Origin of the sequence: Vibrio atypicus, assembly GCF_009811315.1 — a bacterium.
Lineage (GTDB): Bacteria > Pseudomonadota > Gammaproteobacteria > Enterobacterales > Vibrionaceae > Vibrio > Vibrio atypicus.
Genome location: NZ_BLID01000003.1, coordinates 317705 through 331846, shown reverse-complemented (window position 1 = coordinate 331846; position 14142 = coordinate 317705). Strand labels below are relative to the sequence as shown.

Below are 14142 nucleotides of genomic sequence, written 5' to 3'. Positions count from 1 at the left end.
GTCTAGATGCTCAGTAAGACGGAATTAACTGAAGTGAAGCTTGAACTGCTCTGTACCGATGATACAGAGCAGTTACTGGAATTTGAGCTTGAAAACAAAGCTTGGTTTGATAAGTTTATCCCACCTAGGGAACAAATATTCTATTCTCGTGAAGGTGTGTTAGAACACATTCAGCAGTTCTTACTTGATTATAAATGCAATCAACTACTACCTTTGTTGATTAAAAATGAGTCTCGCGAAATTATAGGGCGACTCAATTTTACTAATGTCGACCTCAACAAAGGGACTGCCCATGTGGGTTATCGCATCGGTCATCAATATACTTCCCGAGGAGTCGCTAAACTCGCACTCAAAAAGGCGATTACTGAACTAAGTAAGAAAGGTATTAAGCGTCTATTTGCCTACGTAGAAATATCAAATATCGCGTCGCAGAAGGTATTATCTTTCAATGGTTTTAAAAAAGTGCGCATTATTGAGGAGTTCGCTCAATTGCATGGCGAAGAAATACACTGTATAGAGTTTACTTGTCTTATCAACAAACGATAAAGATGGGTAAAACGGCTTTCCTACAGATGTATCGTGTCAGTGACTGTATATACAAAAAGCACAAAATCTAAATTGAAAAAGGGAGCGTCATACTCCCTTTTTTACCGACATCATTTCACTTTAGGCATAACGCGCTACTTGAAGTTCCCAGTTTTTACGTTGATTTGAGAGGTCTTTTTTCACTTGTTCATAGCGTAGCTTTAGCAACGAGCATTCATACTTTTCACTCAAGCTATTCTTTCGCGCGTCTAGGATTTGCTTTTTGACTTCATAATAATCACTCAATTTAGCAAGTAGTTGTTCAAACTCATTGTTTAACGCTTCTTTAAGTTGTGTTGCATTAGGCAGTGAATCAATTTTTCTCTCGGCCAAATCTCGGCTCATTTTAGCGCGCGCTTTTTCGATCTTAATCTTTGGCGTAACGCGCAATTTTTTAGCTAATCCAAGCCAAGAACAGCACTTAATAAGCCATTTCGTAGGATCATATTGCCACCATAAAATGCCATTCCGATAGTCGTTTTCAAATATGTGATGATAGTTGTGATAACCCTCGCCGAAAGTGAAAAATGCAAGTATGCCGTTATCTCTAGCTGTATTTTTATCTGTATAAGGTTGAGAACCCCAGATATGTGCTAATGAATTAATAAAGAACGTGGAGTGGTGGCTAAGTACTAGCCTTAATACACCGACAACAAGTAACATTCCGATAATATCGTTGTAGATAATTCCTAGTAGCAGTGGTATTCCAACGTTAGTTGCAATAGCAAGTGGAACGTAATATTTGTGCTGCCACATTACAATTTTATCTTTTTGTAAATCGCGACAATTACTGTAATCGGAGTAGGTGTTAGCGTTGTATTCTCTAAGCATCCAACCTATATGAGAAAACCAAAATCCACGCTTCGCTGAATAAGGATCTCTATCATTGTTGTCTACATGTTTGTGATGTATACGGTGATCAGAGCTCCAATGTAAGGCGCTATTTTGGAGTGCAAAGGCACCGCCAATAGCAAAAGGGATACGAAGAGACCAATGCGCCTCATACGTTTTGTGAGACCATAGTCGATGGTAACCCGCAGTTATCGCCAAGTTACAGAATGAAAAAGTCACTAAAAACCAAAGTAAATGTTCTACGCCATAGCCTACTTGGATACCGTACAAAGGGACTATCGCAACAGCAACAATAAATGATGATAGAAATATAACGATATTCAACCAAATTAACGGTGGTTTGGTAGTCGAAGACATTTTTGCTTCCTTTCAGCTAACAGTTGTACGCCAGAATATCAGCGTACACGTGTAAGTCAAATGCATTAGAAAGCTTTTTATTGACAAAATTCGAATTTTTACGTTTTGTTACTGATTAAGGGGCTACTCGATCAAAGTCTCAATCACTTTTTGTAGGTAGTAACCGGTTGTGAATCCTTAAACTCATAGAAAAATACAGCATCATCACCAGTGTGAATGAATATGCAAAAATAATCAGGACATTGTTTGTTTCAGAATCATTGGCTTTTGGTTAAATGTTTTATAGTATGAACAGGTAAAACAATCCTTACAGGAAGTAATAAGGAACTAAAAATGGAATTGAAAGTAGCTGAATATAGCGATTATGAGCGAATCGCTGCGCTGCATGCCCAGAGCTGGAAACAGTTTTATCAGGGAATCTTAGGGCAAGAATATCTAGAGACAGAAGTACTCGAAGAGCGCCTTGCCGTCTGGCAAACTCGCTTGATTAACCCTCCGTTTAATCAACATGTTATTTTGATTGAAGAAGGTGGACTTCTGTGCGGCTTTATTTGTGCGTTTGGTAATCATGACTTTGACAAAGGAACGATTATTGACGCGCTACATATCGATCATGCTTATCGAGGTAAAGGTCTTGGTGCAAAGCTGATCGAAGAAATGGCAAAGTGGATTGAACAGTACTTCCCAGATAACGGTGTTTATTTGGAAGTGATGAAGGAAAATATCCAAGCGATTGAATTTTATGATCATATCGGTGGAGAAAATTCCGTTGAACGTTTATGGAATGCGCCTTGTGGTAATAAGGTTCCTGAATTGGTTTATCGCTGGAAATCACCCTCAGTAATGTTAAAAAATATCGCAACTCATAGTAAGTGATGAATCGTAACAAATTGAAACACTTAACTTTTTTGTTCTGATAATCTTCGGACATAAAACAGTATTTCGTTAGGTAATTTTGGAGTGCCTCTTTTTAATTACCTAACGGTCTATTCATGAAAAAAACTCTACTTTTGTCAGCGCTTGCAAGCGCTATTTTGCTTACAGGGTGTGGAGAACAGAATCAAGGAAAGAACCAAATGCCAGCTCCGCTGGTGGTTGCAGAAAATGTCCAGCAGATTCCTCATCAAGCAAGTAAATCCTACATTGGGCGCGTTGAAGCGGTCGAAGATACCAACATAACTGCTCAAGTAACCGGTTACCTAAAGCAACGCCATTTTGAAGAAGGGCAAATGGTTGAACAAGGTCAGTTACTCTTCACCATCGAACCTTCATCATTTAAAGCTCAAGTAGCCAGTGCGAATGCGAGTCTTGCGCAAGCCAACGCCGCACTTAAAAAATCAGAATTGGATTTTGAACGTGGTAAAAATCTGCTTCCTAAGGGGAGTATTTCACAATCTGAATTCGATAATCTAAACGCTACGTTACTCGGCGCAAAAGCGCAGGTAGAAGCAGCTAAAGCACAACTTCATTTGGCTCAAGTCAACCTATCATATACGGAAATAAAAGCCCCTTTTGCTGGACGAATCGCGCAAAGCAAAGTGAGCACGGGTGATTTACTATCTCCGCAATCAGGTATTTTAACTACATTAGTTAGTTTAGACCCTGTCCATACGGGCTTCAGTATTAGTGAACGTGAGCGTCTTGATATGGGAATGGATCGTGTCCAAACTGAGGGCGATTCTGGCTCTAACAGCGTTGAAGTAAGTGTGATCCTCGAAAATGGCGAGTATTTTCCGCATACAGGACAACTCGACTACCTAGGCAACCGTATTAACCTCAATACAGGTACTATTGCGCTTCGTGCAGAGGTGCCTAATCCAAATTACCGTTTGCTTCCTGGCCAGCATGTACGTGTTGAGCTTAAAGAAAAGCAAGCCAAAGATGTTTTGGTTATCCCACGTCGCGCAGTCCAGACGGATCTAGAGGGGGATTTTGTAATGGTGATTACTGCTGGCAATGTTGCGGAGCGACGTAACGTCAATCTTGGTCGTCAAATTGAGCAGGGAATCATTATCAAGGAAGGTATTTCAGCCCAAGACAAAATTGTTACTCAAGGTTTACAGCGCATACGCAATGGCGTGCCTGTACGAATTGATGACACAAACCCAGTTGCTGAATAGAGGGCTTTAAATGTTAAGTCGTTTCTTTATCCAGCGCCCAAAGTTTGCGTTGGTTATTTCAATTATTCTTACGTTAGCTGGTGCGATTGCTCTTGCGATTCTTCCGGTTGCTGAGTATCCAAAAATCAGTCCTCCTTCAGTGAGTGTCACCGCCTATTATACCGGTGCAAGCGCTGAAGTTGTCGAACAGGCAATCGCCGACCCAATAGAAACGTCCGTTAATGGCGTTGAAAACATGATTTACATGTCTTCAAAAAGTGCCAATGATGGATCATATAACTTAAACGTGACGTTTGATGTCGGTACTGATCCTGATATGGCGCAAGTGAACGTTCAAAACCGCGTCTCGCAAATAGAGTCTAAGTTACCTCAAGAAGTTCGTATGGTGGGCGTGACCGTTAAAAAACGTTCTCCAGACCTATTGATGGTCCTGAACTTCTATTCGCCAGATGGTAAGTATGACGATCAATTCCTGATCAACTACATTAACCTTAATGTAAAAGATCAACTTGCTCGTGTTACTGGTATAAGCGAAGTTAACGTTATAGGTGGTGGCGAGTACGCGATGCGTGTCTGGCTCGACCCTGAAAAAATGGCTAACCTAAAACTCACTACATCAGACGTATACGTAGCACTGGCTGAGCAAAATGTTCAAGTAGCAGCAGGGCGTGTAGGTGCCGCACCTTACAATAATGTTCAAGAAGTACAATTTAACCTAGTTACGAAAGGGCGCTTAGAAAGTGTTGGCGAATTTGAGAACGTCGTTTTACGTGCCAATCGAGATGGTTCAAGCGTATACCTAAGAGACGTAGCTCGTGTTGAACTGGGTAAAAAATTCTACGATGGTAGTGGTAAATTCCGAGGACAAGACGCCTCTATCGTGACATTGTCACTTCAATCAGATGCCAATGCGCTAGAAAGTGGTGAGGCCGTAATGGCACTACTCGATAAGCTAAGCGGCAACTTCCCTGAAGGTATGGCATATGAGGCGAGCTATGATACAACGCTATTCGTCGCAGAATCGATCAAAGGGGTAGTTAAAACCTTAATCGAAGCAATTTTACTCGTGATTGCCGTGACTTACCTGTTTCTTGGTAGTGCGCGCGCAACACTCATTCCTGTCGTTGCAATACCTGTGTCGTTGATCGGTACATTTGCGATTATGCAAGCAACAGGATTCACGATAAACACAGTGACTTTGTTTGGTTTAATCTTAGCCATTGGTATTGTCGTGGATGATGCGATTCTTGTTATCGAGAACGTTGATACGACGATGGCTAAAGATCCAAGTCTCACACCTCGTAAAGCAACACTATTAGCAATGAAAGAGGTAACCGGTCCAATTATTACCTCGACCTTAGTGTTGCTTGCGGTGTTCTTGCCTGTTGCAATGTTGCCTGGCATTACCGGCATAATGTACCGGCAGTTCGCACTGACCATATGTATTTCAGTGGTAATCTCATCGATTAATGCTTTGACGCTTTCACCTGCGCTTTGTTCTTTAGTGTTAAAACAAGGTGGAGGAAACACTGCACGTTGGTTTGCTGTGTTTAATGCGGGCTTAGAAAAAGTAACAACACGCTACGGACAGATTGCTGGCTTCCTAGTGAAAAAATCACTTCTTCTTGTTGTCTTTTTTGTCGTTGCAGTAGGAGCGGTAACTTTCTTCGCCAAAACTACGTCTACGGCATTTGTTCCACAAGAAGATAAAGGTATTTTGCTCGTTAACGTGCAATTACCAGATGCAGCTTCGTTATCAAGAACAGAAGAGGTGACTGAACAACTTATCTCTATGGTTGAACAAGAACCTGGGGTTGATGGCGTTACCGTTGCCAATGGATTTGCCTTTATGACGGGAGCAGCGGCATCAAACGGTGCCTCGCTGTTTATTAAGCTTCATGATTGGGACGCGCGCAATGCAATGTCGGGGGATCATTCCTCTAATGCAATCGCTCAACGCATTAATGGGCGCGCTGCGATGGAATTACCTCAAGCCATCGTGTTTGCTATGGGACCACCTGCGGTTCCTGGCATGGGCGCGGCGTCAGGTTTTGAGTTTGTTCTTGAAGATACGCTTGGTCGAAGTCGTACTGACCTTGCAACTGTCATGGGGCAGATAATCGCGGAAGCGAACAAGCAACCTGAAATTGCGTATACATTTAGCACTTTCCGCGCAAATGTTCCTCATTACTACGTCGACATTGATAGAGAAAAAGCGCAGCAACTAGGTATTTCTCTTTCTAGTATTTTCCAAACGCTACAGGGTAACTTAGGTTCATTGTATGTGAATGACTTTACCATGTTCGGAAAAAACTTCCGTGTGTCGATGCAGGCTGACAGCGAACACAGAAGTGGAATGGAAGATTTAGAGCGTTTCCATGTACGTTCAGCGCAGGGTGAAATGATCCCACTGAGTACTTTAGTTACATACGAGCAAATCTTTGAACCGGACGTTGCATGGCGTTACAACATGTACCGTAGTGCAATTATTCAAGGGCAACCTGCACCTGGTTATTCTAGCGGTGACGCCATTGCTGCAATGGAACGTGTCGCAGTAGAAGTATTGCCACACGGTTACCAATATGAGTGGACGGGCATGGCGTACCAAGAAGTGCTTGCGGGTAATCAAGCAATATTTGCATTCGCATTGGCTCTCATTTTTATCTACTTGTTTATGGTGGCGCAATATGAAAGTTGGACGATTCCTTTAGCGATTATTCTAGTCGTACCAATTGCAACCTTAGGCTCTTTCTTGGCGTTGAACCTGACGGGGACACCGCTGAACTTATACGCCCAAATTGGTTTGGTTCTTTTGATTGCTCTAGCTGCAAAGAATGCAATACTGATCGTTGAGTTTGCGAAAGTGGAACGTGAAGAAAAGGATGCTCCGATTGATCAAGCATCAGTTGAGGGCGGTAAGCTACGTTTCCGCGCAGTTAACATGACATCTTGGTCGTTTATTCTTGGTATTTTCCCGCTTATATTCGCCTCTGGGGCGGGCCACGTAAGTCAAAACTCTCTTGGAATTTCGTTGATAGGCGGTTTGTTATGTGTGCTATTAGCGGGTACTTTCCTGATTCCTGGATTCTATGCCATGGTACAGCGTAAACGTGAAAAGCATCATGGTGGTAACACTAAGTTAATCCCAATCGATGACGATTAATTTGGACTAAAAACAAAAATGCCCGCAATAAAGCGGGCATTTTTTTATCGAAAAGATTAACTATGAAGTTTTAAACTCAGCGACAGCATGATCCATTTCAGCAGCTTGCGCTGAAACACGATCAACTTCAGTCAAACATTGTTGCGCTGACTGCATGTTGCTATCTGAGATAGAGTTGAGCTCAGTTATCGATTCACTCACTTGATTCATAACAATCCCTTGCTCTTCAATTGCAGAAGCAATTCGCTCAGAGTTAGCTTGAATGTTGGTCATATCCTCGATGATCTGAGAGAGGCTACCATCTAACGTATCTGATGCTTTCAACGTTGATTGACCTTGTTCATTACACTGATCAATATCGGTCACTACCTTGGACATTTGAGACTGAATATCTGTGACGACCTTAGTGATTTCTTCCGTTGATTGATGGGTACGGCTCGCTAAGGCACGAACTTCATCCGCAACGACTGCAAAACCACGACCTTGCTCACCCGCACGAGCGGCTTCAATCGCTGCGTTGAGTGCTAGTAGGTTAGTCTGCTCAGCAATTTCTTGAATAATATTTACGGCATCACCAATTTTATCAACATGGTTATTTAAAGAACCGATGGATTGTTGGCTACTCCCTAATATAGAAGAGAGCTGGCCAATGTTTTGCACTGTGGTCTTAACAACTTTACGGCCATTCTCAGCGTTAACTGCGGCTTGTTGTACACCTTCAACAGCAACTGCAGTACTCTCAGAAATCTCGTTAATCGTTGAAACCATTTCTTGGACAGATGTCGCCATTGTCGAGGTGTGGTCACCCTGAACATTGAATTGAGTGATCACGTCTTCCAAAACAGTGTGCATGTTCGCGGTACTTTGAGACAGCTCGTTTGATTTGGATTGAGTTCCAGAGATAAGCTGCTCTAACTTATCAAGTAAACGGTTGAAATAGTTACCGATAGCGACGAGCTCATTGTTACCCGCTAGGTTCGAACGCAGTGCTACGTTATTAGAACGCGCGATTTCTTGGATAATGGCTAATAAACTCGCAACTTGACTGTTAATTGAACGAGATATCTGCCAAATAAACAGGACGATGATGACAATGACTAATGTAGTTGCCGCAAACTTAAAGTTAGCCAGTTGATTTTGAGTTTCAAGTGATTGAGCTGAGAGGGACTTTGAAAATGATTTAAATTGCTCTTCCACCGCATGAGATAGGCCACGAGTGTCGCCCAGTAAACCGGTATTATATTTCAAACCTATTTTAATTTTTTGGTCGATGAGTGATTTAGCCGCTGCAGAAAGGTTCGATGCACTAGAAGAGATGAGACTCGTATCTAGCTCGCCATTTTGAACTTTTGAGTTAAATGAAAACAGTTGTAAAAGTTCATCACTAGTTAGGCCAGATTTTGCTTCTGATAAAGCTTTGTTATAGCGGCCTAGTAGTTTATCTTCGGCATTTAGACCATGTTGATTGTATGCATTCACAAGCGCCGTAAAACCGTTTTGGTAACTGATAATATCGCTGCGCAGTTGTCCGCTTGATGGAAGGTTATGCTCTTTTAGTATCGAAGATAGCTCGGACTCGATTCCAAGAAACTTATCCATATTACTGTTGAACTTATCCATGTACTTCATATCTTTACGAAGTAAGAAATCTTTTTCATTACGTCTTAGATTGAGAAGGCGAATTTCAAGTTGAGCAACTAGGAGATTGGCTTGATTTAACTGAGAAGTGGTTTGGGCAAAGTGGGAAGTTGATAAAAGAAGGGAAACGACCCCCAAAATGGCTACCGCACCCAATGAATACAGTTTATTCTTGATATTCATGAGATTACCTTAGTCTATAGGTTAATAATATTCTTAGCATTTATCGATGATGGTAGACCGGAATCATAAATTTATCAATTGTACTTATGAGTTAAGTGTAAAAATCAATTAACTCAACGAAAGTTTATAGGTTATTAATTATGTTAGAAATATTGGAAAAGTATCAGGGTTTTATCTTCGATATGGATGGAACTCTGATAGATACCATGCCCGCTCACCTTAGCGCATGGCACAAAACAGCTGAACATTTTAATTTCCCGTTTACACAGAAATGGTTACATAGTTTAGGTGGTATGCCTAGTTACAAGATAGCGGCAGAAATAAACAAAGAATATGACTTAAGTTTAGATACAACGGAAGTCTCACAATACAAAATGCGCGTATTTGCTGAGCTTGAGGAACACGGCGATAAGATAAAGTGTAGTAATGACGTTCTAGAACAATACCATGGTATAAAAAAGCTGGCAGTAGGGACGGGCAGTCAGCGAGAAAGTGCACTAAAACTATTGGGTCGTGTGGGGTTACTTGAACGATTGGATGCCGTTGTCACTGCTAGCGATGTCAAAAACCACAAACCGAATCCTGATACGTTTTTGCAAGCTGCTGAGAAGTTAGGTTTACAACCTGAAGAATGTGTTGTCTTTGAGGATACAGAGCTAGGTAAGTCAGCCGCACATGCTGGCGGTATGGATTGTATGATGGTGGAAGGAGATAAGTTGATATTCTATCCACTTGTTAAACAGTAAACATAAAAGAGCCGCTTCTTGCGGCTCTTTGAGTATAAGGAAGTGTTATCTATCCCAATATGCTTCTTCAAGACTATCTTCACGTTCAGGGAGTGCGCGTCCTAAACGAGGTGAGTGTTGAGTCAAGACTTCGTAACTCACACGGTTAGCGTACTTACAAATTTGAGAAAGCGAAGAATAGGTCAGGTAAGGTTGGTCATGCTTCGATGAATTAGGAACATTCATATGATGATGACTATTTGCTGCCATATCATGAAGTAGCGCTGACAGTGCAGCATCACCGGCGCCATTAGTGTTCTTGATTTCAAGAGGGCCACCTAGGTATGGACCAATATGGGAGTAGACTTTTACTGGTGTTTGACAGTCTGATTTACGCATCGCGCGGCTGAATTCATATTTATTGAATTCCGGAATGTTGCCAGGAAGCAATGGGAGTTCTGTCTCACGCTTAGCGGTTTCGTCAGTGTAACCAGCCATGTAAAGGCCTACTGGACCTGAAGTACATAGCACAAGGTCAACCCAATTCAGCGCTTTATCGGCAGCGAGTAAAGGATCTTTTTCGCCAGTAAGTGCTTCGCCTTCTTCTTCATTCATTGCAACAATAGAAATGTTTTCTTGAATGTAGTCTTGCCACCATTTGGCGTTGCCTTCGATAACCCACTTTGTTCCAAGTGTTAATACGACAGGAACATTGTTTTTCTTTGCGAGATCAATGGCGCGAGCAACAGCTTGAGGCATAGGATCTTCAGGGTTTCCACGCATCAAATATGAAGAGACGACTAACGCAGACGCTTTTTCGAACACATTTTCTGGGATGCTTTCAGGGCGCAACTTATTCATTTCGCCTTCGTTGATCGCAAAGGTACGTTCACCGTCGTCAGAAATAAGCGTATAGCATCGACCAATAGAACCTTCTACTGTTTGAAGGTGATTAAGATTCATGCGAGATGAAGTACGACATAAATAGCGATAAGCAAAAGAACCGACTTCAATATTGCGTGACATTACGCCAAGTAAAACAGACTTACTATCAGCAAGCACTGAGTAATTATGTAGTGTATTACCGATAGTATCACCAGGGTACTGGTGTGTAATAAGCCCACGCTCTACTAATTCATCATACAAAGCGTCCGCTTTACTCTCTTCTAATACAAGAGAGTGTCCTTTACTCAGGTCATACTTTGCAAGGAACTCATCGTCCACACGGGCTTCAATATCGACAATAGTCTGGCCTACACCAACAATGATAGGGCGATACAACTTAGGGGTCTGTTGCATCTGATTGACCAATGGGTCACGAGCGTGTGTAGGAAAATAGTGCTTAGATTTACGCTGTCCGGGAAACTTCATTTTGAAAAGTGAGTTGGAAATTTTCCCGCATGATATCACAAAAGTGTAAGATTGCTTTCACTTTAATTACATAGAAAGGCGCCAAACTTGGCAGTTTGGCGCAGAAATGCTTTATTTATCACCAGTATAAGCACCGTATGCTTTTGTTCCCCACAACGGTACGGTTGATAAGCTGTGTTTGAAGCTACCTTCTGTCTCTTTAGTCGTATAAGACAAGTAGAGTAGAGTTTGATTCTCTGAGTCGTAGATTCTACGAACCTTCATGGTTTTAAAGAAAATACTTTTTGATTGTTTAAATACGACTTCACCTGAAGAGCTTTTATCAATATTGGCAATCATTTCTGGGGTGATATCACCAGTCTGACGACAGGAGATTGAACTATCACTTGGGTCTGCGAGTGAAAAGTCTGCTTCGATGGATGCAATATGACAAGTCACGCCAGGAATTTTTTCATCGTCAAGATGAGAGATCTTGATATCCTTCATGGTGAACCATCCTAGGCCGACATCACCAACTTCGTTGTTGTCACAAGCTGTTAAACCAAGCGCTAACGTCGAGGCCACTACAATTTTTTTTATCATCGTTGTATTTATCCTTAATTGAGGTCAACTTGATTACCGATCTCAGGGTGAAAGTTAACGCAATTACGCTGATCAGTGTTTAGCATACCAGTTTTTTAGGTCGGTACCGAATAATCACTGAAAACACTTGAGCAACTGCAGGGTTACCGATAAGCTGACCGAAAATTGCAAGCGCTGACTAGGCCTCATGACTGATTCAATCCCCAAAGTTGCCAATCTAAAGAACCAATGGTTATCCCAACATGTTGACGTGCAGTACCCGACTCAAGAAAGCTTAGCAGGTAGAAAACTCTACCTAAGCAGCGTCGAAAAAAGGTCAATTCAACCGTTTACACTCACTAAAGAAGATAACGGCTTCATTTCAGCAGATGATATTTTCTTAGTCGATTTTCATCGGCTTACCGTGATGTTTGCATTGCTTCAATCGAAACGCTGGACAGAGTCGTCTGAGCAAGAGCTCATTGTTGAGTTTCTCACACAGATTATCTATTCAGAGCCGTGTGAACTTTATATTGGGTTTACTGAAGGTGAACCAACAGCCGCAGCGATAGTGACTAGAGCGGATCGCGCGATATTAATCTCTGATATCATCACTACGAGTGAGGATGTACAACAGTCGGCGAAACGATTTGCAGCTAGCTTGCTTCACAAGCTTGATATCAACTTAGACGAATATAGTGATGCTTATCTAGAAATTTGACAATAGATGGCGATAATCACTTACTTGGGATGGTATACTATATGAATTCAATGCATCCCAAGTATATGTTATTTTGTCATTTAGCCGTCTAATTACACTTTTTTCGTTATTATTGCTTTCGTTGTCTGCACACGCTGCGCAATGGCAACCTAAACATGTTCTTGTTATCCATTCTTATGATCCTTCCAATAAATGGACATCAGACTTCCAAAAGGGTATTGAATCCGCTTCAAAACGCCTTTCTCGTCCCATTAAGCTTTCCATCGAATACCTAGATACCAAACGAATTACGTCACTCGATTACTATCAAGAATTTCAACGCTATTACTCTGCGAAATATGCGAATTACAAGTTTGATGCAGTGATGATAACGGATGACAACGCATTAAGACTCTATAAAAACTGGCCGGATAATCCGTTGCTGAACCTTCCGGTTATTGCAGCTGGTATTAACGATGCAACTGCCACTCTGAACGATCTCACTAATCAATCAACGATCCTCTACGAAAAAGACGGAATTGAGGGCACTCTCGCCCTTATCAAGCAACTGCGTCCAGAGCTAGAAAACTTATACCTACTTACAGACAGTAGCCATACGTCAGGGCTAGTAAGAAGCGCCATCGAAGAAACATATCGCAATAGCGGAATAATTAAGGCTCCTCTGACCGTGATTGAGGATATTAGTTTGACTGAAACTGCGAATAAACTATCTCTTTTATCACCAAAAGATGCTGTCTTGCTCTCTCACTACAATACTGAATTGGAAACAGGAACTTTCCATAGTTACGGCAAGATAGCGCATACGTTGGCGAGTAAGAGTCAGGCGCCAATTTTTGTTCTTTGGGAATTTTATATAGAGGGTGGTGTTTTAGGTGGGTATGTTAACCGCTCTGAACAGATCGGCCAGCAGATGGTTTTAGCTTTAGCGCAGCACCTAAACTTAGAGCTGATAAAAAACATTGGTGTCTCTTCGAGTAAGCGAGTGGTATTAGATTTCAATGCCGTCAAGCGCTACAAACTTGATGAAGATGTCCTTGGTGACAATGTTCTGTGGCTAAACGAACCCAAAAGCTTGTTTAAAGAAAACCTACAATTAATTGGGTTCTCTTTGCTCTCTTTTACCTGTTTAATGATTGTTATCATCAGTCAAGCGAGCACGATTCGCCAAAAACGTGAGCTCAACAATAAGAGCCGCAAAATTGTAGAGCTACAAAAGAAAACCATGCAAGTTCAAAAAGAAATGATTCACGTACTAGGTGAAGCAATCGAAACTCGGTCTGGTGAAACTGGAAATCACGTTAAACGTGTTGCGAAGCTTTCCTCTTTGCTCGGACGTTTGTTTGGGTTGAGCCTGCGCGAAATTGAAATGCTTGAAATCATTAGTCCAATGCATGATGTAGGTAAAATCGCCATTCCTGAAGCCATTCTCGATAAGCCTGGAAAACTTAGCCCTGAAGAATGGGAAGTGATGAAAACTCATACTCAAGTCGGTTACGAACTCCTTAGTGGAACTAAAGGAGAAGTATTCCAGTTGGCTGCTATTGTAGCTCAACAACACCATGAAAAATGGGATGGCAGTGGGTACCCTAGAGGCTTAAAAAACGAACAAATCCATGTATTTGCACGTATTACTGCTATTGCCGATGTTTTTGACGCTTTATTGAGTGTTCGTTGTTACAAGCGGGCATGGTCAATCGATGATGTGGCTCGTTTACTCAATGACGAGTCAGGAAAACACTTTGATCCAACGTTAGCGAGTCTAGTTCTTGCTAATCTAGATGAATTCATTGAAATCAGAAATTGCTACCCAGACCATGTGGTAGATGAGTATTCTATCGCTAGTTAATATTGATGTAAGTTAGGGCT

General features: G+C 41.7%; 11 protein-coding genes. 7 read left to right on the top strand and 4 right to left on the bottom strand.

Translation table 11 applies throughout. The features are described from left to right. Positions 1–6: 6 nt before the first annotated feature. On the top strand, positions 7–546 hold the full coding sequence (locus tag GVO60_RS08730; RefSeq protein WP_159652983.1) for a GNAT family N-acetyltransferase: 540 nt from the start codon (positions 7–9) through the stop codon (positions 544–546). Positions 547–666: 120 nt separating this feature from the next. Here the strand turns inward: GVO60_RS08730 and GVO60_RS08725 are convergent, their stop codons facing one another. Further along, the gene (locus tag GVO60_RS08725; protein WP_159652981.1) at positions 667–1794 is read right to left on the bottom strand and encodes a fatty acid desaturase; all 1128 of its coding nucleotides are present in this window, start codon (positions 1792–1794) and stop codon (positions 667–669) included. 333 nt (positions 1795–2127) lie between these two features. Between GVO60_RS08725 and GVO60_RS08720 the strand changes: the two genes are divergently transcribed. From GVO60_RS08720 to GVO60_RS08710, 3 genes are all read left to right on the top strand, one after another. After that, the gene (locus GVO60_RS08720; RefSeq protein ID WP_159652979.1) at positions 2128–2670 is read left to right on the top strand and encodes a GNAT family N-acetyltransferase; all 543 of its coding nucleotides are present in this window, start codon (positions 2128–2130) and stop codon (positions 2668–2670) included. A 116-nt stretch (positions 2671–2786) separates the two neighbouring features. Beyond that, the gene (locus GVO60_RS08715; RefSeq protein WP_159652977.1) at positions 2787–3914 is read left to right on the top strand and encodes an efflux RND transporter periplasmic adaptor subunit; all 1128 of its coding nucleotides are present in this window, start codon (positions 2787–2789) and stop codon (positions 3912–3914) included. A 10-nt stretch (positions 3915–3924) separates the two neighbouring features. Then, the gene (locus GVO60_RS08710) at positions 3925–7077 is read left to right on the top strand and encodes an efflux RND transporter permease subunit (protein WP_159652975.1); all 3153 of its coding nucleotides are present in this window, start codon (positions 3925–3927) and stop codon (positions 7075–7077) included. Positions 7078–7137: 60 nt separating this feature from the next. Here GVO60_RS08710 and GVO60_RS08705 read toward each other — a convergent pair whose 3' ends face one another. Continuing rightward, positions 7138–8898 (bottom strand): methyl-accepting chemotaxis protein, encoded by a 1761-nt coding sequence (locus GVO60_RS08705; RefSeq protein WP_159652973.1) that lies wholly within the window; start codon positions 8896–8898, stop codon positions 7138–7140. Between the two features lie 140 nt (positions 8899–9038). Here GVO60_RS08705 and GVO60_RS08700 point away from each other — a divergent pair, with 140 nt between their 5' ends. After that, entirely contained in the window at positions 9039–9644 is a 606-nt protein-coding gene (locus GVO60_RS08700) for a beta-phosphoglucomutase family hydrolase (protein ID WP_159652971.1), read from the top strand. 45 nt (positions 9645–9689) lie between these two features. Here the strand turns inward: GVO60_RS08700 and GVO60_RS08695 are convergent, their stop codons facing one another. After that, complete coding sequence (locus tag GVO60_RS08695) at positions 9690–10994, bottom strand: inosine/guanosine kinase (RefSeq protein ID WP_159652969.1); 1305 nt, start codon at positions 10992–10994, stop codon at positions 9690–9692. Positions 10995–11105: 111 nt separating this feature from the next. Then, positions 11106–11576, bottom strand: a complete 471-nt coding sequence (locus GVO60_RS08690) for a CreA family protein (protein WP_159652967.1) — start codon at positions 11574–11576, stop codon at positions 11106–11108. Between the two features lie 187 nt (positions 11577–11763). Here GVO60_RS08690 and GVO60_RS08685 point away from each other — a divergent pair, with 187 nt between their 5' ends. Further along, complete coding sequence (locus GVO60_RS08685) at positions 11764–12276, top strand: flavodoxin (protein ID WP_159652965.1); 513 nt, start codon at positions 11764–11766, stop codon at positions 12274–12276. A 73-nt stretch (positions 12277–12349) separates the two neighbouring features. Beyond that, the gene (locus tag GVO60_RS08680; protein ID WP_225874914.1) at positions 12350–14122 is read left to right on the top strand and encodes an HD domain-containing phosphohydrolase; all 1773 of its coding nucleotides are present in this window, start codon (positions 12350–12352) and stop codon (positions 14120–14122) included. Positions 14123–14142: the final 20 nt, after the last annotated feature.